The sequence below is a fragment of the Kitasatospora cinereorecta genome (assembly GCF_024172095.1).
Lineage (GTDB): Bacteria > Actinomycetota > Actinomycetes > Streptomycetales > Streptomycetaceae > Kitasatospora > Kitasatospora cinereorecta.
Window position 1 is genome coordinate 930,842 of sequence record NZ_JAMZDX010000002.1, and the last position, 17,268, is coordinate 948,109.

15 protein-coding genes are annotated in these 17,268 nt (G+C 74.7%); 10 read left to right on the top strand and 5 right to left on the bottom strand.

The window, feature by feature from the left end; translation table 11 throughout:
• Positions 1-196: 196 nt before the first annotated feature.
• The 4 genes from FHR36_RS11150 to FHR36_RS11165 form a co-directional block, all read right to left on the bottom strand.
• Positions 197-607: a Zn-ribbon domain-containing OB-fold protein gene (locus FHR36_RS11150; RefSeq protein ID WP_253796066.1), complete on the bottom strand. Its 411-nt coding sequence runs from the start codon at positions 605-607 to the stop codon at positions 197-199.
• A gap of 185 nt (positions 608-792) precedes the next feature.
• Positions 793-2,064 carry a hypothetical protein gene (locus FHR36_RS11155; protein WP_253796067.1) on the bottom strand — a complete coding sequence of 424 codons (1,272 nt, stop codon included), beginning with the start codon at positions 2,062-2,064 and terminating at the stop codon, positions 793-795.
• A 106-nt stretch (positions 2,065-2,170) separates the two neighbouring features.
• Positions 2,171-2,929, bottom strand: a complete 759-nt coding sequence (locus tag FHR36_RS11160; protein ID WP_253796069.1) for an LmeA family phospholipid-binding protein — start codon at positions 2,927-2,929, stop codon at positions 2,171-2,173.
• Positions 2,926-5,142, bottom strand: coding sequence for an MMPL family transporter (locus FHR36_RS11165; RefSeq protein WP_253796071.1), 2,217 nt, complete (start codon positions 5,140-5,142; stop codon positions 2,926-2,928). Before FHR36_RS11165 ends, FHR36_RS11160 begins: the two co-directional genes overlap by 4 nt.
• Before the next feature lie 266 nt (positions 5,143-5,408).
• Between FHR36_RS11165 and FHR36_RS11170 the strand changes: the two genes are divergently transcribed.
• From FHR36_RS11170 to efeU, 5 genes are all read left to right on the top strand, one after another.
• Positions 5,409-6,095, top strand: coding sequence for a response regulator transcription factor (locus FHR36_RS11170; protein WP_253796073.1), 687 nt, complete (start codon positions 5,409-5,411; stop codon positions 6,093-6,095).
• Positions 6,092-7,462, top strand: coding sequence for a sensor histidine kinase (locus tag FHR36_RS11175; protein ID WP_253796074.1), 1,371 nt, complete (start codon positions 6,092-6,094; stop codon positions 7,460-7,462). Before FHR36_RS11170 ends, FHR36_RS11175 begins: the two co-directional genes overlap by 4 nt.
• A 320-nt stretch (positions 7,463-7,782) precedes the next feature.
• Positions 7,783-8,916, top strand: coding sequence for an iron uptake system protein EfeO (gene efeO / locus FHR36_RS11180; RefSeq protein WP_253796075.1), 1,134 nt, complete (start codon positions 7,783-7,785; stop codon positions 8,914-8,916).
• Between the two features lie 46 nt (positions 8,917-8,962).
• Positions 8,963-10,276 carry an iron uptake transporter deferrochelatase/peroxidase subunit gene (gene efeB, locus FHR36_RS11185; RefSeq protein WP_253796077.1) on the top strand — a complete coding sequence of 438 codons (1,314 nt, stop codon included), beginning with the start codon at positions 8,963-8,965 and terminating at the stop codon, positions 10,274-10,276.
• A gap of 66 nt (positions 10,277-10,342) precedes the next feature.
• Positions 10,343-11,197: an iron uptake transporter permease EfeU gene (gene efeU, locus FHR36_RS11190; protein WP_253796079.1), complete on the top strand. Its 855-nt coding sequence runs from the start codon at positions 10,343-10,345 to the stop codon at positions 11,195-11,197.
• 79 nt (positions 11,198-11,276) lie between these two features.
• Here efeU and FHR36_RS11195 read toward each other — a convergent pair whose 3' ends face one another.
• A complete protein-coding gene (locus tag FHR36_RS11195; protein ID WP_253796080.1) occupies positions 11,277-12,206 on the bottom strand; it encodes an alpha/beta hydrolase in 930 nt (309 codons plus the stop codon).
• A gap of 119 nt (positions 12,207-12,325) precedes the next feature.
• Here FHR36_RS11195 and FHR36_RS11200 point away from each other — a divergent pair, with 119 nt between their 5' ends.
• The 5 genes from FHR36_RS11200 to FHR36_RS11220 all read left to right on the top strand — a co-directional run bounded on the left by FHR36_RS11200 (position 12,326) and on the right by FHR36_RS11220 (position 17,256).
• The gene (locus FHR36_RS11200) at positions 12,326-12,772 is read left to right on the top strand and encodes a MarR family winged helix-turn-helix transcriptional regulator (protein WP_253796081.1); all 447 of its coding nucleotides are present in this window, start codon (positions 12,326-12,328) and stop codon (positions 12,770-12,772) included.
• 59 nt (positions 12,773-12,831) lie between these two features.
• Complete coding sequence (locus FHR36_RS11205) at positions 12,832-13,734, top strand: pseudouridine-5'-phosphate glycosidase (protein WP_253796082.1); 903 nt, start codon at positions 12,832-12,834, stop codon at positions 13,732-13,734.
• The gene (locus tag FHR36_RS11210; RefSeq protein ID WP_253796083.1) at positions 13,731-14,636 is read left to right on the top strand and encodes a carbohydrate kinase family protein; all 906 of its coding nucleotides are present in this window, start codon (positions 13,731-13,733) and stop codon (positions 14,634-14,636) included. The genes FHR36_RS11205 and FHR36_RS11210 overlap by 4 nt, the downstream gene beginning before the upstream one ends.
• Positions 14,637-14,737: 101 nt before the next feature.
• Positions 14,738-15,784: a sulfite oxidase gene (locus FHR36_RS11215; RefSeq protein WP_253796084.1), complete on the top strand. Its 1,047-nt coding sequence runs from the start codon at positions 14,738-14,740 to the stop codon at positions 15,782-15,784.
• A 62-nt stretch (positions 15,785-15,846) separates the two neighbouring features.
• Positions 15,847-17,256, top strand: coding sequence for an MBL fold metallo-hydrolase (locus tag FHR36_RS11220; protein WP_253796085.1), 1,410 nt, complete (start codon positions 15,847-15,849; stop codon positions 17,254-17,256).
• Positions 17,257-17,268 lie beyond the last annotated feature (12 nt).

The following is a 17,268-nucleotide window of genomic DNA, read 5'->3' on the forward strand; positions in this document are numbered from 1 at the left end:
TCCGTGCACCTTCCCCCGGTCCAGGCAACGGCCACGACAGTACCTGCGGGTGGCTGGTGCGTGCACGAGTTCTCGGGGGCCGGTGCGCCCGGCGGGCCGTCGCGGCCGGGGGAAACCGCAGGTGGGACGGTGTGTCGTGGAGGTTCGCGCCGTCGGTGTGTGCAGACGGTGTACGCGGTCGAGGCGGGGAGCCGGATCAGGTGCGCGGGCAGAGCCGGAAGGTGAGCAGCCGGCCCTCCTCGTCGGCGGCGGCCAGCTCGACGCGGGCGCCGATCGGGATCGCGCCCGGGAGTCCGCCGACCACCGACGCCTGCACCGTGAAGCCCTCGTCCAGCGCCACCAGGTACGGGCGGCCCGGGTGGAGGCCGCGCCGGGTGGGCCGGAGCAGGCGCTGCACCGTGCCGGTGCCCTCACTGCGGGCGGGCAGCAGGTCCGCCGAACCGCAGACCGGGCAGAGCATGCAGGTGGCCGCGGCCGCAGAGTGGCACCAGTGGCAGCGGCGGTAGATCAGCGAGCCGTCGTCGGCGGGGATGGCGGTCTCGGCGGCGAAGGGGGCGAACGGGTCGAAGGTTTCCGTGCCGGGGGCGATCGCGACAAGCGGGGTCATGGCCGTACTCCTCTCTGAGCCGGTGCGCGCCGCCGTACCGCCGCCCGTTGCCGGGCGTGCGGTCGTGGCGCCTGCCGAGACAGGACGGTATGGCACTCAGTGCCTTCTGTAAAGGTACTGAGTGCCGAATTCGACCCGATTGGTCACGCCCGAGGGCACTGAGTGCCACCTGGGGAGGGTGGGGCTCAGGCGCCGACCCGGAAGCCGTACTTGTCGGCCAGCTTCTGCAGCGAGGCCTGTCCCGGGTGGCCGTCGGCGTCGGCGCCGCTGTAACCGAGCCGCTTCTGCCAGTCCGAGTACGCCTTGAGCGTCAGGGTGCCCCAGGAGCCGTCGACGAAGGCGTTGTCCAGCAGCCCCTCGCCCGCCAGTCCCTTCTCCACCAGCAGCACCTGCGGCCAGCAGTACGAGCGGTGCCCGGTCGGGGCCGGGACGTCCGCGGCGATCGCCTGCTCCAGCTGGCCGAGGTAGACCCACGGCCGCGGGTCGGCGCCGTTGGCGGTAGACGTCCCGCTGCTCTGCGGCAGGTCGGTGTAGGCGGCGGAGGTCCGGCCGCCCCAGCGCGGATCCGCGGAGAGCCGGCCCTCGGGGAACGGCGGGCAGCCGTAGCCGTACACCCGGACGCCGCGGCGCGGGATCGGGCCGCGCAGGTAGACGCCGTCGCCCTGGCTGGAACCGGTCAGGTTGGTGTTGCCGCCGATCGTCCAGATGTTGTCCGCGTCGAACTGGTAGACCCGCTCGATGTGGCTGCCACCGGGGCCATCGTGCTCCTGCGCGGTGCCGTAGAAGACCTCCGCGCCGACCATCGGGTACTCCGACCACCAGCCCTTCATGGGGAAGAATTTCACGCCGTCCGGGCAGTAGTTGGACATCAGGCAGTAGTCCTCCAGGCCGGCCTTCCAGGTGCCCCAGGACTGGAAGACGTAGCACCAGGCGTCGTTCTGCCAGGATTGCGGCGCCTTCCCGGCGTCGATCAGTTCCTGTGCGTACTTGTTGTAGTTGTTCGGCCCTTCCCGATAACCGTTCTCGCCCATCAGGAGCTCCAGGCAGCGGCGGATCCGGGAGTCGGTCGCCGGTGTGGTCGGGGTGTCGCCGGTGGAGGAGGTCGCCCCGTTCAGGTACTGCTTGTAAGCGCCGTTGGTGAAGGTCGACCACGCCGACCAGTTGCCGGCCTGCTGCTCGATGGCCCTGGCGGCCTTGGTGTTGTACTCCGGGTCGGAGAGCGACTGCTCGACCCGGAGGTTGTCCGGATAGCCGAAGTCCTGCGGACGGCGGAGCGAGCGGATCTGGAACAACCCGATGCTCGGTCCCCACTTCGCGTCGACCAGGCCGGTGTCGCCGATCGCGTCCGGTCGTCCGCCGGACTCCGCCATGGCGACCGCTCCGGCGATCCGGATGTCGTCACCGGTGAATCCCGCGTCCTTTGCCAGATCACAGAGTTGGTTGATTGTCAGCGCCATTGTGTCACACCTCTTTGCGACGGCCCTTTCCCATACTCCGCCGACCGGATTCAACTCGCAATGTCCGTAAGGAAATACGGTCGGAGAACGGTCAAGAATTGATCGGTCAACCGTCGGTCGGAGGTGACGGTGGGTGAGCCGCGGACGCGAGGTCGGCCCGGGGGAGGTCGGTGGGGCCGCCGGTGAGGGTGAGGTGGAGGCCGGTGGTGGTGACGGTGAGTGAGGTCGGGGTGAGGGCGAGCGGGTAGGCGGGGGCGGGGGTGGCGAGGCGGGAGGTGAGGGCGGCGGTCTGCTCGGGCGGGGCGGGGCGGCCGAGGGCGTAGAGGGAGACCACGGAGAAGGTCACGCGGCTGTCGGCGATCGAGGGTCGCAGGGTCAGTTCGACCATCCCGCCGGGGCCGAGGTCGAGCACCAGGGTGCCGGCCGCCGGGTCGGTGCGGGCCTCGTCGAGGGTCAGGGCCGGGGCGGCGTCGGCGACCACGGCGGCGATCGACGCGGTCGGGACGTCCACCTCGGCCCTGGACCCGGTGAGCGAGGGGGCCGGGCCGAGCCGGACGCCGTCCAGGTGGAGCCGCAGGACGGCGTGCGGGATCCGGCCGAGCCGGGCGTCGGCGGTGGTCAGGTCGACTCCGGGGAGGCGGTGGTCGAGGAGGTCCAGCAGGGCCGGACGGCCGCCCAGCGAGACGTCCGGGGTCGCGCCGAACCGGTCGGCGACGGCCCGCGCGATGCGGTCGGCGACCAGGTGGCGGGCGGTCAGTTCGGCTCCGGCGGGCAGCAGCAGGGTGAGCACGGCGAGGCCGAGGAGCAGGCGGCGTCGAGGCATCGCGCGGCCGCTCATCGGGCGGGTCAGCGGGCGGCGGGTCATCGGGCGGTCCCCTCCGGGTCGAGGCGGGGGAGCAGCCGGTCCAGCCAGGCCGGCATCCACCAGTTGGCCCGGCCGAGCAGGTACATGGTGGCGGGCACCAGCAGCAGCCGGACCACGGTCGCGTCCAGCACCACGCTGACGCCGAGCCCGAGCGCCATCATCTTGATCACCACGTCGGTGGAGAGCAGGAAGGCCAGGAACACGGACGTCATGATCAGCGCGGCGCAGCCGATCACCCGGGCCGTGGAGGCCAGTCCGGCGGCGACCGCCCGGTGGTTGTCGCGGTGCTCCAACCAGTGCTCGCGGATCCGGGAGAGCAGGAAGACCTCGTAGTCCATGGACAGGCCGAAGACGATCGCGAACATCATCATCGGTACGTACGACTCCACCGGCACCGGCCGGGCCACCCCCAGCAGCCGGCCGCCCAGTCCCCACTGGAACACCGCCACCACCACGCCGTAGGCGGCGCCGATGGAGAGCAGGTTGAGCAGCGCGGCCTTGACCGCGATCACCGGGCTGCGGAAGACGGTGAGCAGCAGCAGGAAGGCGGCGCCGACCACCACGGCGACGATCAGCGGGAGCCGCCGGGCGAGGACGTCCCGGAAGGCGAGCTGGGCGGCGGTGGTGCCGGTGACGTACCCGGTGGTGCCGGTGCCGGCGAGCGTCGTCGGGAGGGTGTCGTCCTGGAGGCGGTGCAGCAGGTCGGAGGTGGCCCGCTCCTGCGGGCCGGTGGCGGGTGTGACGGTGGAGACCAGCAGGGCGCCGTCGGAGCTGGGCCGGGGCGGTCCGGCCGAGGCCGCGCCGGGGGTGGCGGCCAGTGCCGACCCGAGCGCCGAGGCCAGTTCGGCGCGCCGGTCCGGGTTCTGGGCGTGGGCCGCGTCCAGCTGCACCACCACGGTGAGCCGGCCGTTGGCGCCGGCGCCGAAACCGTCGGTGACCAGGTCGTACGCCCGGCGCTCGGTGCGGGAGGCGGGCTGCGCGCCGGCATCGACGTGGCCGAGGCGCAGCCCGGCGGCGGGCACGCACAGCGCGCCGAGCAGCAGCACGCCGGCGGTCAGGCATCGCCAGGGGTGGCGGCCGACCACGGCGGCCCAGCGGTGCCAGGGGTCGGCGCCCTCGACGCGGGACTCGCTGTCGCCGTGGGCGTTGTCCGCCCCGGCCGGGCCCTCGGCGACCGGGCGGCGGACGTACCAGCAGTCGACGCGCCGGCCGAACAGGCCGAGCAGCGCCGGGGTCAGGGTCAGCGCCGAGGTCGCCGCGACCACCACCGTGACACCGGCGGCGGCGCCCAGACTGCCGATGAAGGAGACGCCCGAGGCGTAGAGGCCCGCCAGGGCCATCGCCACGGTCGCTGCGGCGACCAGCACGGCGCGCCCGCTGGTGGCCACCGCCCGGCCGGCCGCCTCGGCCGGGTCCGGCTCGCCGGGCAGCAGCGCGCGGTGGCGGGTGGTGAGGAAGAGCGCGTAGTCGACGCCCACGCCCAGGCCCATCATCACGGCCAGGGTCGGCGCGGCCCGGCCGAAGTCGACGCCGGTGGCGAGCAGTCCGAGCGCCGAGAGGCCGGCGGCCACCCCGAGCACCCCGGTGACCAGCGGCAGGCCGGTGGCCACCACACTGCCGAAGCCGATCAGCAGCACCAGCACGGCGGTGCCCAGACCGATCAGCTCCGAGGTCCGGTCCGCGCCCTTGGGCTTGGCGAGCTGGCCGAGCGGGTCCGCGTACTCCACCGCCACGCCGTCGGCCCGCAGCGGGGCCACCGCCCGGTCCAGCCCGGCCAGGTAGGAGGGGTCGAAGGTGGCCGGGTTGCGGGTGAAGCGGACGGCCACCGTGGCGGTGGCGCCGTCGGCGGACAGCGCGCCCGGAGCGGTCAGCGGGTCCGCCGCGTCGAGCACGTCCGGCAGGGCGCGCAGGCCGGCCAGCGCGGCGTCCAGCGGCGCCCGGTGGTCGGCGAGCGGGCCGTGCCCGGTGTGCAGCACCACGTTGGCGGTGGTGCCCGGGCTGCCGTGGGCGGCGAGCAGGTCGGCGCCGGTCTGGGCGGAGGTGCCGGGCAGCGCGAAGTCGTCGGCGAAGGTGCCGCCCCAGGCGCGGTTCCCGGCGGCCAGGGCCGCCAGCGCGAGCAGCCAGAGCGTCAGTACCAGGACGCCGCGGCGGGCGCACCAGCGTCCCGTACGGTGCAGCAGGCCCGGGGCGGGCGGGTCGGTGGGCGTGGTCATCCGGTGGGGTCCTTCACGGAGGCGGGGCTCGGGTCGGGACCACCCTGGCCGCCGTACCGCAGCCGGACGTCGGCGCAGTGTTGGGGGATTGTAAGGAGCCCTCGCCGGGCCCGGTCGGCGCGCGGGGCCCGGTTAGCATCGACGGGACCCGACGGGCACCGCCCCCGGACGCGGCACACCGACCGGCGGCACGCCGACTGGCGGCACGTCGACCAGCGGAACACACCGACCACCAGCACACCGACCAGCAGCCCCGGGAGCGCACCATGCCGGAGACCAGGGGCCTCGTGCTGGTCGTCGAGGACGAACCGCACATCGCCGACCTCCAGCGCCGCTACCTGACCCGCGAGGGCTTCGGCGTGCACACCGAGAGCGACGGCGCGGCCGGGCTGGCCGCCGCCCGACGGCTGCACCCGGCGGCGATCGTGCTGGACATCGGCCTGCCCGGCCTGGACGGCATCTCCTTCTGCCGGGCGCTGCGCGAGGCCGACGACTGGACCCCGGTCCTGTTGGTCACCGCCCGCGACGAGGAGGCCGACCGCATCCTCGGCCTGGAACTCGGCGCCGACGACTACCTCACCAAGCCGTTCTCCCCGCGCGAGCTGGTCGCCCGGGTCAAGACCGTGCTGCGCCGCGCCGCCGGTCCGCCCGGCGAACCCGTCCTCACCCTGGGCCGGCTGGTGCTCGACCCGCAGCGCCGCACCGTGCTGCGCGACGGCGCGCCGGTCGAGCTGACCGGCACCGAGTTCAACCTGCTCGCCCGGCTGATGCGCCACCCGGGCCGGATCTTCACCCGGGAGCAGCTGATGTCCCAGGTCTGGGGGTACGCGGGCTACCGGGACGGCCGGGTGGTCGACGTCTGCGTCTCCCAGCTGCGCGCCAAGCTCGGCGACGCCAGCCCGATCCGCACCGTCCGCGGCGTCGGCTACGGCGCGACGGACCGCCCGGCATGAGCCGCCGCCCGCCCGGCACCCCCCGGCGCCGCCCGCTCCGCCGCTCCATCGCCCTGGTGACCACCGCGGTCGCCGCACTCGCCGTCCTGCTCACCGGACTGGTCGCCTGGCGGATGGCCGGCGCCACCGCCGAGGCACAGGAACGCGAACAGCTCGGCCGGCACGTCGAGGTGCTCAGCCGCGTCCCGGCCCTCTCCGGCCTGCTGCACACCGGCGAGCAGCTGCTCAACGGCCGCAACGGCGTCCAACTGGCGGTGATCGCCCCGAACGGAGCCGCCACCGGACCGGCCGGGCCCGCGGTCGGCGTCGACCAGGCCCGCGACCTGCTCGCCGGACGGGACGTCTCCTCCACCGCGCTGCTCGGCGGTCAGCAGGTGATCCTGGTCGGCCGCCCCGCGCGCGGCGGCGGCGCGGTCGTGCTCACCGAGCCGTACACCGCCGTCGACCGGGCCCGCGACCGGATGCGGCACGGGCTGCTGCTGCCGCTCGGCGTCGGCATGGCCGGCGCCGCGATCGCCGGCGCGCTGCTCGCCCGGCGGATCGCCCGCCCGCTGGCGTCCGCCGCCGCCACCGCCCACCGGCTCGCCGCCGGGGAGCGCGGCCTGCGCTGCGCCCCGGACGGCCCGGCGGAGGCCGCCGAGGTGGCCGCCGCACTCAACCGGCTGGACGAGGCGCTGGCCCGCAGCGAGAACCGCCAGCGTGAGTTCCTGCTCTCCGTCTCGCACGAGCTGCGCACCCCGCTCACCGCGCTGCAGGGCTACGCCGAGGCGCTGGCCGACGGGGTGGTCACGGCCGAGGAGGCGCCGGAGGTCGGCCGGGTGCTGCAGAGCGAGACCCGGCGCCTGGAGCGCTTCCTCGGCGACCTGCTCGACCTGGCCCGGCTGGAGGCCGACGACTTCCGGCTGGAGCGGGCCCCGACCGACCTGACCGCGCTGGTCGCGGACGCCGCCGCGCTCTGGGCACCGCGCTGCGCCCGGCACGGCGTCGAGCTGACCGTCGAGGCCCCGGCGGGCGCGGTGCCGGTGGACACCGACGGGTTCCGGGTGCGCCAACTGATCGACGGGCTGCTGGAGAACGCCCTGCGGGTGGCCCCCGCCGGGCGGCCCCTGGTGCTCGCCCTGACCGCCGGTCCGGACCGGGCCGAACTCCAGGTCCGCGACAGCGGCCCCGGGCTGACCGAGGAGGACCTCGCGGTCGCCTTCGAACGCGGCACCCTGCACGCTCGCTACCGGGAGACCCGTCCGGTCGGCAGCGGCCTGGGTCTCGCCATCGCGCACCGCCTGGCCGGCCGGCTCGGCGGGCGGATCACCGCCTCGGCGGCCCCCGAGGGCGGGGCCTGCTTCACCGTGGCGCTGCCGATCGGCTGAGCCGGGGCGCCCCCGGGTTCGTACCCGTAGCAGTGGTGGCCGTCACACGGCGTGACGGTCGGGGCGGGTGCGGTGGGGGTGCCGGAGGGGCGGACGGTACGTCAGGTGCGCCCGGGGACAAGGGGGTTGGGCAGGAGGACGGCCCCCGCCGATCGGGGTGGGGCGACCCGCCGGGTGGCGGGTGCCGCTTTCATGGCTGCCCCGATATCGACGGGGTGTCTCGCTCCCTCTAAGGTATGCCTTAGCTTACTGAGCGGCGCGCGGTGGGATCACCGCTCGCCGTTCCCACGTCCCGTCTGACCCTCGCCCGTGGAGTGTGCATGTCCGCCCGTCGCTCGACCGCCGTGACGCTGCTGTCCATCGCCGTGGCCGGAGCCGCGCTGGCCGGCTGCTCGTCCAAGAAGGACTCCGCCTCGGCCGACGCCGTCCAGGTCAACGCCTCGGACTCGGCCTGCGAGCTGTCCAAGACCACCTTCCCGGCCGGTCACGTCGAGCTCGCCATCGCCAACAAGGGCTCCAAGACCACCGAGGTGTACGTCTACGCCGCCGGCGACAAGATCGTGACCGAGCGCGAGAACATCGGCCCCGGCACCAAGGCCACCATCACCGCCGAGATCAAGGCCGGCAGCTACGAGGTCGCCTGCAAGCCGGGCATGACCGGCGACGGCATCCGCCAGAAGATCACCGTGACCGGTGACGGCGCCGCCGCCAAGAGCGACCCGCGCCTGGAGGCGGCGGTCACCGCGTACCGCACCTACGCCCAGGAGCAGGCCGACGCCACCATCCCGGCCGTCCAGGCGTTCGCCGACGCGGTCAAGGCCGGTGACCTGGAGAAGGCCAAGGCCCTGTTCGCCCCCTCCCGGGTCGGCTGGGAGCGCACCGAGCCGGTCGCCGAGAGCTTCGGCGACATCGACCCGAAGACCGACACCCGCGAGGACGGCCTGGAGGCCGGCCAGGAGTGGACCGGCTGGCACAAGCTGGAGAAGTCGATCTGGGCCGACAGCAAGATCGACGACGGCGACAAGAAGCTCGCCGACCAGCTGGTCGCCGACCTGAAGGACTGGCAGAAGCGCATCCCGGCCGCCGAGATCACCGCCACCGGCATGGCCAACGGCGCCAAGGAGCTGCTGGACGAGGTCTCCAAGAACAAGATCACCGGTGAGGAGGACCGCTACTCCCACACCGACCTGTCCGACTTCGCCGCCAACGTCGAGGGCGCCCGCAAGGCCTACGACCTGCTCAAGCCGGTCGCCGCCGAGAAGGACGCCGACCTCGCCAAGACCCTCGACGGCGAGTTCGACTCGATCCAGGCGCTGCTCGCCAAGTACAAGCAGGGCGACGTCTACACCTCGTACGACAAGGTCACCGAGGCCGAGCGCAAGACCTTCTCGGACGCGGTCAACTCGCTCGGCGAGCCGCTGTCCAAGCTCGCGGCCGCCGTCGTCGTCCAGTAACCTCCGGCAGTCTCCACACCCCACCCAGCACGCGAAGGACATCGAGATGGCCGCCGAGAGCGCCGAGAACGCACAGCCGAACCAGGAAGCCGGGACCGACGCGGCGACCGACGCCGCCGACCAGCGCGGCGGGCTGAGCCGACGCGCCGTCATCGGCTGGGCGGGCGCCGGCGTGGCGCTCGGCGCCGCGAGCGTCGGCACGGTCGCCGCCGCCACCCGGCACTCCGAGGACCCGGTGCCCGCCAAGCAGGCCGTGGACATCCCGTTCTACGGCGACCACCAGTCCGGCATCGCCACCCCGGTGCAGGACCGGCTGCACTTCGCCGCCTTCGACGTCATCACCACCAACCGCGACGCGCTGGTGAAGATGCTCAAGGAGTGGACCAAGGCCGCCGCCGCGATGACCGCCGGCCGCGAGGTCGGCGCCGGAGCGACCGGCGGCCTGCCGGAGGCTCCGCCGGACGACACCGGCGAGGCCCTCGGCCTCCCCGCCTCCCGACTCACCCTCACCATCGGCTTCGGCCCCACCCTGTTCGAGAAGGACGGCGTGGACCGCTTCGGCCTCAAGGCCAAGCGCCCCGACGCCCTGGTCGACCTGCCGCAGTTCCGCGGGGACCGGCTGGAGGCCGGCCGGGTCGGCGGCGACCTCTGCATCCAGGCCTGCGCCGACGACCCGCAGATCGCCGTCCACGCCATCCGCAACCTGGCCCGTATCGGCATGGGCGTGGTCAACGTCCGCTGGTCGCAGCTCGGCTTCGGCAAGACCTCCTCCACCACCCCGGACGCCCAGACCCCGCGCAACCTGATGGGCTTCAAGGACGGCACCCACAACATCGCCGGTACCGACGAGGCCGCCCTCGCCAAGCACGTCTGGGTCGCCCCCGGCGACGGCCAGGACTGGATGACCGGCGGCTCCTACCTGGTCGCCCGCCGGATCCGGATGACCATCGAGACCTGGGACCGCACCTCGCTCAAGGAGCAGGAGGACGTCTTCGGCCGCACCAAGCTCGAAGGCGCCCCGCTCGGCAAGCAGAAGGAGCGCGACACCCCGGACCTCAAGGCCATGAAGGACACCGCGCACGTCCGCCTCGCCCACCCGGACAGCAACGAGGGCCTGACGATCCTGCGCCGCGGCTTCTCCTTCACGGACGGCTCCGACGGCCTCGGCCGCCTGGACGCCGGCCTGTTCTTCCTCGCCTACCAGCGGGACACCCGCAAGCAGTTCGTCCCGCTGCAGACCAAGCTGGCCGCCAACGACGCGCTGAACGAGTACATCACCCACGTCGGGTCCGGACACTTCGCCTGCCCCGCCGGCGTCCGCAAGCCCGGCGAGTGGTGGGGCCAGGCCCTGTTCGGCTGACGCCACCGACGCCACCGACGGCAGCGGCCACCAGCAGGCCACCCGTACAACCCCGAGGAGAGCGCCGTGTTCGGCAACTACCTGATCGGCCTGCGCGAAGGCCTCGAAGCCAGCCTGGTCGTCTGCATCCTGATCGCCTACCTGGTGAAGACCGGCCGCAAGGACCGGCTCGGCCCGGTCTGGCTCGGCATCGGCTCCGCCGTCGCCCTGTCGATGGCGTTCGGCGCAATGCTGCAGTTCGGCTCCTCGCAGCTGTCCTTCGAGGCCCAGGAGGCCCTCGGTGGCACGCTGTCGATCGTCGCCGTCGGCCTGGTCACCTGGATGGTCTTCTGGATGCGACGCACCGCGCGCCACCTGAAGAGCGAACTCCACGGCAAGCTGGACGCCGCCCTCGCCATGGGCACCGTCGCGCTGGTCGTCACCTCCTTCCTCGCCGTCGGCCGGGAGGGACTGGAGACCGCGCTGTTCATCTGGACCGCCGTCCAGGCCACCGGCGACGGGTGGAACCCGCTGGTCGGCGCGATCCTCGGACTGCTCACCTCGGTGGTCCTCGGGTGGCTCTTCTACCGCGGCGCGCTCAAGATCAACCTGGCGAAGTTCTTCACCTGGACCGGCGCGATGCTGGTCGTCGTCGCGGCCGGCGTCCTCGCCTACGGCGTGCACGACCTCCAGGAGGCCGGCTGGATCCCCGGCCTGCACCAGCTCGCCTTCGACATCTCCTCCACCATCCCGAAGGAGAGCTGGTACGGCACCCTGCTCAAGGGCGTCTTCAACTTCCAGCCCGACCCCACCTGGCTCCAGATCGGCGTCTGGCTCGCCTACCTGGTGCCCACCCTGGCCGTCTTCCTCGGCAACACCGGCGGCAGCCGGCCCGCCAAGCCCGTCGCCCAGGCCCAGGCCGACGCGACCCGCACCGCCTGAGACCGGCTCCGCCGGCAGCACGCCCCGCCTCCCTGCGAAGGGAACGCGGGGCGTTCGGCATTCCGGCGCGGCCCGTCTGTCAGTGGACCGGTTCGAGGCGGCCGGCGTTGTGGTGGTCGGCGTTCAGGTGGGCGGTGAGGAAGCGGGCGGCGCGGTCGAGTGCGGCGTCCGCCTCGTCGAGGCGGCCGTAGTGGTGCTGGAAGACGTGGGGGAGGCCGGGGCCGACTTCGAGCGTGACCTCGACGCCGTCGGCGCCCGCGCGGCCGGCCAGCCGGACCGCGTCGTCGAGGAGCACCTCGTTCGCCCCGACCTGCACGAGGAGCGGGGGCAGTCCGGTGAGGTCGGCGAACACCGGGCTGGCCAGGGGATGCGCCCGGTCGCCCGCACCGACGTAGAGATCGGCGTAGGCGCGCACGTCGGCCGCGGTGAAAATGGGGTCGGCGCTCTCCTTGGAGGTGATGCTTCCTCCGGCGAGGGTGAGGTCGGCCCACGGCGAAAAGACGACCACGGCGGCCGGTTGCGGCAGTCCGGCCTCCCGGGCGGCGAGCAGCGTGGCGATGCTCAATCCGCCACCGGCGGAGTCACCGGCCAGCACGAGGTCCTGCGGGTCGGTGCCCGACGCCAGCAGCTCGCGGTAGGCCGCGAGCCCGTCGTCGACAGCCGCGGGGAACGGGTGCTCGGGCGCCAGCCGGTAGTCCACCGAGGTCGCGCGCAGCCCGGCGCGGCGGGCCAGTTCACCGACCAGCCCGGCGTGGGTGTCCGGTGAGCCGATGACGTAGCCACCGCCGTGCAGGTAGAGCAGCCGGCCGCGGCCGGAGGCTCCGGCCGGCTCCAGCTCCAGGGCCGGCCGCCCGCCGAGGACGGTGGTGCGGGTGGCCACGCCGTCCGGCGCGGGGCGGGTGAGGGCCGCGGCGAAACCGCTGCGCTGCTCCTCAGGAGTGAGTGGCTGCTCGCTGCGAGGGGCGGAACGGAGTATGGCGTCCAGGGCGTCGCGCTGCTGTCGGGACATGCGGGGCCTCCATGGGGCGGGGTGCTCGGGATGCGAGGATGGATTCCTGGGAATCCACCTGTCCGCTCCCAACCGGATTCCACGGAAGATGATTCCCGAGAATCTACTGGAAGGCCAATGTGAGTCACATCACTCCGATCTTCATCGACCTGGTCCGCGTCGAGACCCGGCTCTACAACGCGGTGAGCGCCCGGTTGCGTGCCGAACAAGGGCTGGGGCTGGGGCAGTTCGAGTTCCTGGAGATCATCGACCGGGTGCCGGGGTGCCGCGTGCTCGACATCGTCGGCGAAGTGGCGATCACCGTGGGGGCCGTCAGCAAGGCGGTCGACCGGCTGGTGGCTGCGGGCTGGTGCGAGCGGGTCGCGCACCCCCAGGACCGTCGCTCGTCCGTCCTCCGCCTCACCTCCGCGGGCGAGGAGCGGTTGTCCGCCTCCCGCCCCATCGTCGAAAGCGAACTCGCCGCACTGGCCGCGGCGGTTCCCCCCGACGGCCTGGCCCGCATCGCCTCGACCCTGGCCGACCTGCGCGCAACCCTCGAGGCGGGCGCCCACGGCCGGCCGGGGTGAGGGGACGAGTCTGCAGGGGTGGAGGTTTGGCGGGGGGACGGGGGTGTCAGGTATTCGGAATGGAGATCTCGGAGGAGGTGCGGGACGCCCTCGGGCGGGGCGGGCCCGTGGTGGCGCTGGAGTCGACGATCATCGCGCACGGGCTGCCGCGGCCCCGGAACCTGGCGGTGGCGCGGGAGTTGGAGGAGCTGGTGCGGGCCGGCGGGGCGGTGCCGGCGACGATCGCGGTGCTGGACGGGGTGCCGAGGATCGGGCTCGGGAAGGCGGAGTTGGAGCGGGTGGCGTCCGAGGACGGCCTGCGCAAGCTCGGCCACCGCGACCTGGCGCCCGCCCTCGCGGCGGGGGCCAGCGGGGCGACGACGGTCTCCGGGACGGCGTTCCTCGCTGCCCGGGCGGGGATCCGGGTGTTCGCCACCGGCGGTCTCGGCGGGGTGCACCGGGGTTGGGCGAGCACCATGGACGAATCCGCCGACCTCGGCCTGCTGGCCCGGACCAGGATCACCGTGGTGTGCGCCGGGGTGAAGTCCATCCTGGACGTCCCGGCCACCCTGGAACGGCTGGAGACGCTCGGCGTCGGCGTGCTCGGGCACCGGACCGCCGAGTTCCCGGGCTTCTACCTGACCCGCTCCGGGCAGCCGGTCGACTGGACGGTGGACTCCCCGGCCGGCGTCGCGGCTGCGATGCGTGCCCAGGACGCGCTCGGCGGGCTGGACTCGGCGCTGGTGGTGGCCAATCCGGTCGCCGAGCGCGAGCAGTTGGACCCGGCGCTGCACGACCGGGTGCTGGCGGCGGGCCTGGCGGCGGCCGAGCAGGCGGGGGTGAGCGGTCAGGCGATCACGCCGTACCTGCTGGCGTACCTCACCGAGCACACCGCGGGCGCCTCGCTGGAGGCGAACCTGGCGGCGGTCCGCGGCAACGTCCGGCTGGCGGCGGAGATCGCGGGGGAGTGGGCCCGGGGGTGAGCGGCGCGCTGCTGGTGGTGGGGGACGTGGTCACCGACGTGGTGGCTCGGCACGGGCGGCCGCTGGCGCCGGGTACGGACACGGCGGCCCGGATCAGCGTGCGGCCCGGCGGGGCCGGGGCCAACGCGGCGGCGTGGGCGGCCCGGGCGGGCGCCGAGGTCCGGCTGCTGGGCCGGGTCGGCACCGACTCGGCGGACTGGCACCGGGAGGAGCTGCTGGCCGCAGGCGTCCGGCCGAGTCTGGTGGTCGATCCGGACACACCCACCGCGGTGGTGATCGCGCTGGTGGACGCGGAGGCGGAGCGCACCTTCGTCACCGACAGCGGGGCGACGGCGCTGCTCGGCCCGGCGGACTGGGACCCCGGGCTGCTGGCCGGCGCCGGCCGGGTGCACCTGTCCGGCTACCTCTACTTCACCGAGCCTGGGCGACGGCTGGCGGCGCTCGTGGCCCTGGAGGCGGGCCGGCGGGGGCTGCCGGTGAGCGTCGATCCGGCGTCCACCGGCTTCATCGAGCGGATGGGACGGGAGGCGTTCCTGGCGGCGCTGGGCGGAGTCGGCACCCTGCTGCCCAACCTGTCGGAGGCGCTGCTGCTGAGCGGCGAGACGGAGCCCGGGACGGCCGCCCGGGTGCTCGGGGAGCGGTACGGCGAGGCGGTGGTGACGCTGGGCTGCGAGGGCGCACTGGTCGCCCGGGCGGGCGAGCCGGTGGCCCGGGTGGCGGGCGTCCCGGCGACGGCGGTGGACACCACGGGCGCCGGGGACGCCTTCGCGGGCGCGTACCTGGCGGGGCGGCTGCGCGGGGAGAGTCCGGTCGAGGCGGCCCGCTCCGGCTGCGCGGCGGGTGCGGAGGCGGTCGCCCGGGTCGGCGGCCGGCCGGCGGCGGGCGGTCCGGGGCGGCGCTAGACCGGTCGGGTGCCGGTGGATCGGTCGGGTGCCGGTGGACCGGGCGGGCGGCGGCCGGCGGCCGGGTGGGTGGGGGTGGGGAAGCGGCGTAGATTCGAGGTATGGGCCCGCCCGAGACGGTGACGGTGGAGCCGTACAACGCGCAGACGCCCGCGGATGCCCTTGGGCCGCATCTGACGGCCGCGGACGCGCTGTTCGTGCGCTCGCACTTCGAGGTGGCGCGGATCCCGGCGGACCGGTGGCGGCTGCGGGTGGGGGAGCACGCCGAGTTCGGGTACCGGGAGCTGCTGGCGATGGGCCGGCACGAGGTGGAGACGGTGCTGGAGTGCGCCGGCAACGGCCGGAGCCTGATGAGCCCGGTGCCGCCCGGGCTGCCGTGGGGCGAGCGGGCGGTGGGTTGCGCCCGGTTCGCCGGGGTGCCGTTCCGCGCGGTGGCCGAGCGGGCGGGGCTGACCGGGGACGCGGTGGAGTACGTGTTCACCGGCGCCGACCGGGGTGAGGTGGACGGCCGGTCCGTGCCGTTCGAACGCAGCCTGCCGGTGGCGGCGGCGCTGGACGGGGACACCCTGCTGGCCACCGAGCTCAACGGCCGCCCGCTGACCCCCGAGCACGGCGCGCCGGTCCGGCTGGTGGCGCCCGGCCGCTACGGGGTGGCGGACGTGAAGTGGCTGGTCGCCGTCCGGGCGGTGGACGAGCCGTTCGACGGGCCGTTCCAGGGCGGCTCGTACGTGTACCGGGAGGCGGTCGGCACGCCCGAGGGGCCGGTGGGCGCCGTCCGGGTGCGCTCGCTGGTGACCGACCCGGCGCCCGGTGCGGAGCTGGCGGCCGGCCGGGAGGCGGTGCTGCGCGGCCACGCCTGGTCGGGCGGTCCGCCGGTGCGGCTGGTGGAGGTCCGGGTGGACGAGGGCCCGTGGGCGGCGGCCGAGCTGGTGCCCGGGGACGGGCGGTACGCGTGGAGCGACTGGTCGCACCGGTGGACCCCGCCGGAGCCGGGCCGCTACCGGATCACCGTCCGGGCCACCGACGCCGAGGGCGCGGTCCAGCCGCTGGCGGCGCCGTGGAACGCGGACGGCTACGGCTGCAACCCGGCCGCGGTGGTCGAGGTCGTCGCGGTCGAGGTCGCGGTGGGCGACGCCGCAGTGGGCTGAGCGGCGACCCCGGGCCGGGCGCCGGCGGCGGAGAGAGAGGGTGAGCGCGAGTGGACAGGGCCGTGATCGAGCCGATCGTCACCACCTCCCTGGGCGACTCCAGCTACCTGCTGGTCAGCGGTGACGAGGCGGTGATCGTGGATCCGCAGCGGGACTGCTGGGAGGTGCTGGCGGACTGCCACCGGCGCGGCCTGCACGTGCGGTACGTGCTGGAGACGCACGTCCACAACGACTACCTGTCCGGCGCGCTCGAGGTGCGGGAGGCGACCGGCGCGACGGTCGCCGGGCCGGCCGCCGCCGGGTACGGCTTCGCCCACCTGCCGCTGGTGGAGGACGACGAACTGGCCGTCGGCGACACGCTGATCCGGGCGCTGGCCACCCCGGGCCACACCGCCGAGCACACCGCGTACCTGGTGCTCGACCGGGAGCACCCCGAGGCGCCGCCCGGCGCGGTGTTCACCGGCGGCAGCCTGATGGTCGGCGCCTCCGGCCGCACCGACCTGCTGGGGCCAGGGCGCACCGAGGAGCTGACCCGGGCCCAGTTCCACTCGCTGCGGCGGCTGGCCGCGCTTCCGGACGACACCCGGGTGCTGCCCACCCACGGCGCCGGCAGCTCCTGCGCCGCCGCCCCCGGCTCGGTGGAGCGGACCAGCACGGTCGGGCTGCAGCGCTTCGCCAACCCGGCGCTGACCGTCGCCGACGAGGAGGAGTTCCTGGCCCGCCGGCTGGTGGGGCTGCCGCCGGCGCCCGCGTACTACCGGCACATGGCGCCGATCAACCGGTCCGGGCCGCAGGTGCTGGGCCACCTGCCGGTGATCGGTCCGCTCACCCCCGGGCAGGTGGAGCACCTGGCCGCCACCGGCAGCACGGTGGTCGACGCGCGGGGGCGCCGGGCGTACGCCGCCGGGCACCTGCCGGGCTCGCTCGGCATCGAGCTGGACGCGTCCTTCGCGTCGCTGGTCGGCGAGGTGGTGCCGTTCGCCACCCCGCTGGCGCTGGTGCTGCCGGAACCGGCCGCCGACGCGGCCGCCGAGGCCGTCCGCCAGCTGCTGCGGATCGGCTACCGGGCGACCGGCTGGCTGGACGGCGGCATCGAGGCGTGGACCGCCACCGGCCGCCCGACCGCCTCCTTCGCCACCGCCACCACCCTGGACCTGGCCGCCCGCGGCACCGGGACCGTCACCCTGCTGGACGTGCGCACCCGGCCGGAGCCCGCGGTGCCCGGCGCGCACGCCGTCCCGCTCGGCGAAGTCGCCTCCCGCGCCCATGAGTTCACCGGCGAGGTGTGGACCGTCTGCGGGCGCGGCCGGCGGGCCACCGTGGCGGCCGGCCTGCTGGACCGGGCCGGGATCCCGGTCACCGCGGTGGTCAGCGGCGGCGCGACCGACCTGATCGGCCCGGACCGGAGCCCGGGCACGACCGCCGGACCGCCGCCGGGACCGGACCACGGACGACGACCGGCCGAGGGATGAACGGCCCGCAGA

Coding starts and splice junctions, on each gene's coding strand:
- FHR36_RS11150 (WP_253796066.1), bottom strand. CDS start 607: ATGACCCCGCTTGTCGCGATCGCCCCCGGCACGGAAACCTTCGACCCG.
- FHR36_RS11155 (WP_253796067.1), bottom strand. CDS start 2,064: ATGGCGCTGACAATCAACCAACTCTGTGATCTGGCAAAGGACGCGGGA.
- FHR36_RS11160 (WP_253796069.1), bottom strand. CDS start 2,929: ATGACCCGCCGCCCGCTGACCCGCCCGATGAGCGGCCGCGCGATGCCT.
- FHR36_RS11165 (WP_253796071.1), bottom strand. CDS start 5,142: ATGACCACGCCCACCGACCCGCCCGCCCCGGGCCTGCTGCACCGTACG.
- FHR36_RS11170 (WP_253796073.1), top strand. CDS start 5,409: ATGCCGGAGACCAGGGGCCTCGTGCTGGTCGTCGAGGACGAACCGCAC.
- FHR36_RS11175 (WP_253796074.1), top strand. CDS start 6,092: ATGAGCCGCCGCCCGCCCGGCACCCCCCGGCGCCGCCCGCTCCGCCGC.
- efeO (WP_253796075.1), top strand. CDS start 7,783: ATGTCCGCCCGTCGCTCGACCGCCGTGACGCTGCTGTCCATCGCCGTG.
- efeB (WP_253796077.1), top strand. CDS start 8,963: ATGGCCGCCGAGAGCGCCGAGAACGCACAGCCGAACCAGGAAGCCGGG.
- FHR36_RS11195 (WP_253796080.1), bottom strand. CDS start 12,206: ATGTCCCGACAGCAGCGCGACGCCCTGGACGCCATACTCCGTTCCGCC.
- FHR36_RS11205 (WP_253796082.1), top strand. CDS start 12,832: ATGGAGATCTCGGAGGAGGTGCGGGACGCCCTCGGGCGGGGCGGGCCC.
- FHR36_RS11215 (WP_253796084.1), top strand. CDS start 14,738: ATGGGCCCGCCCGAGACGGTGACGGTGGAGCCGTACAACGCGCAGACG.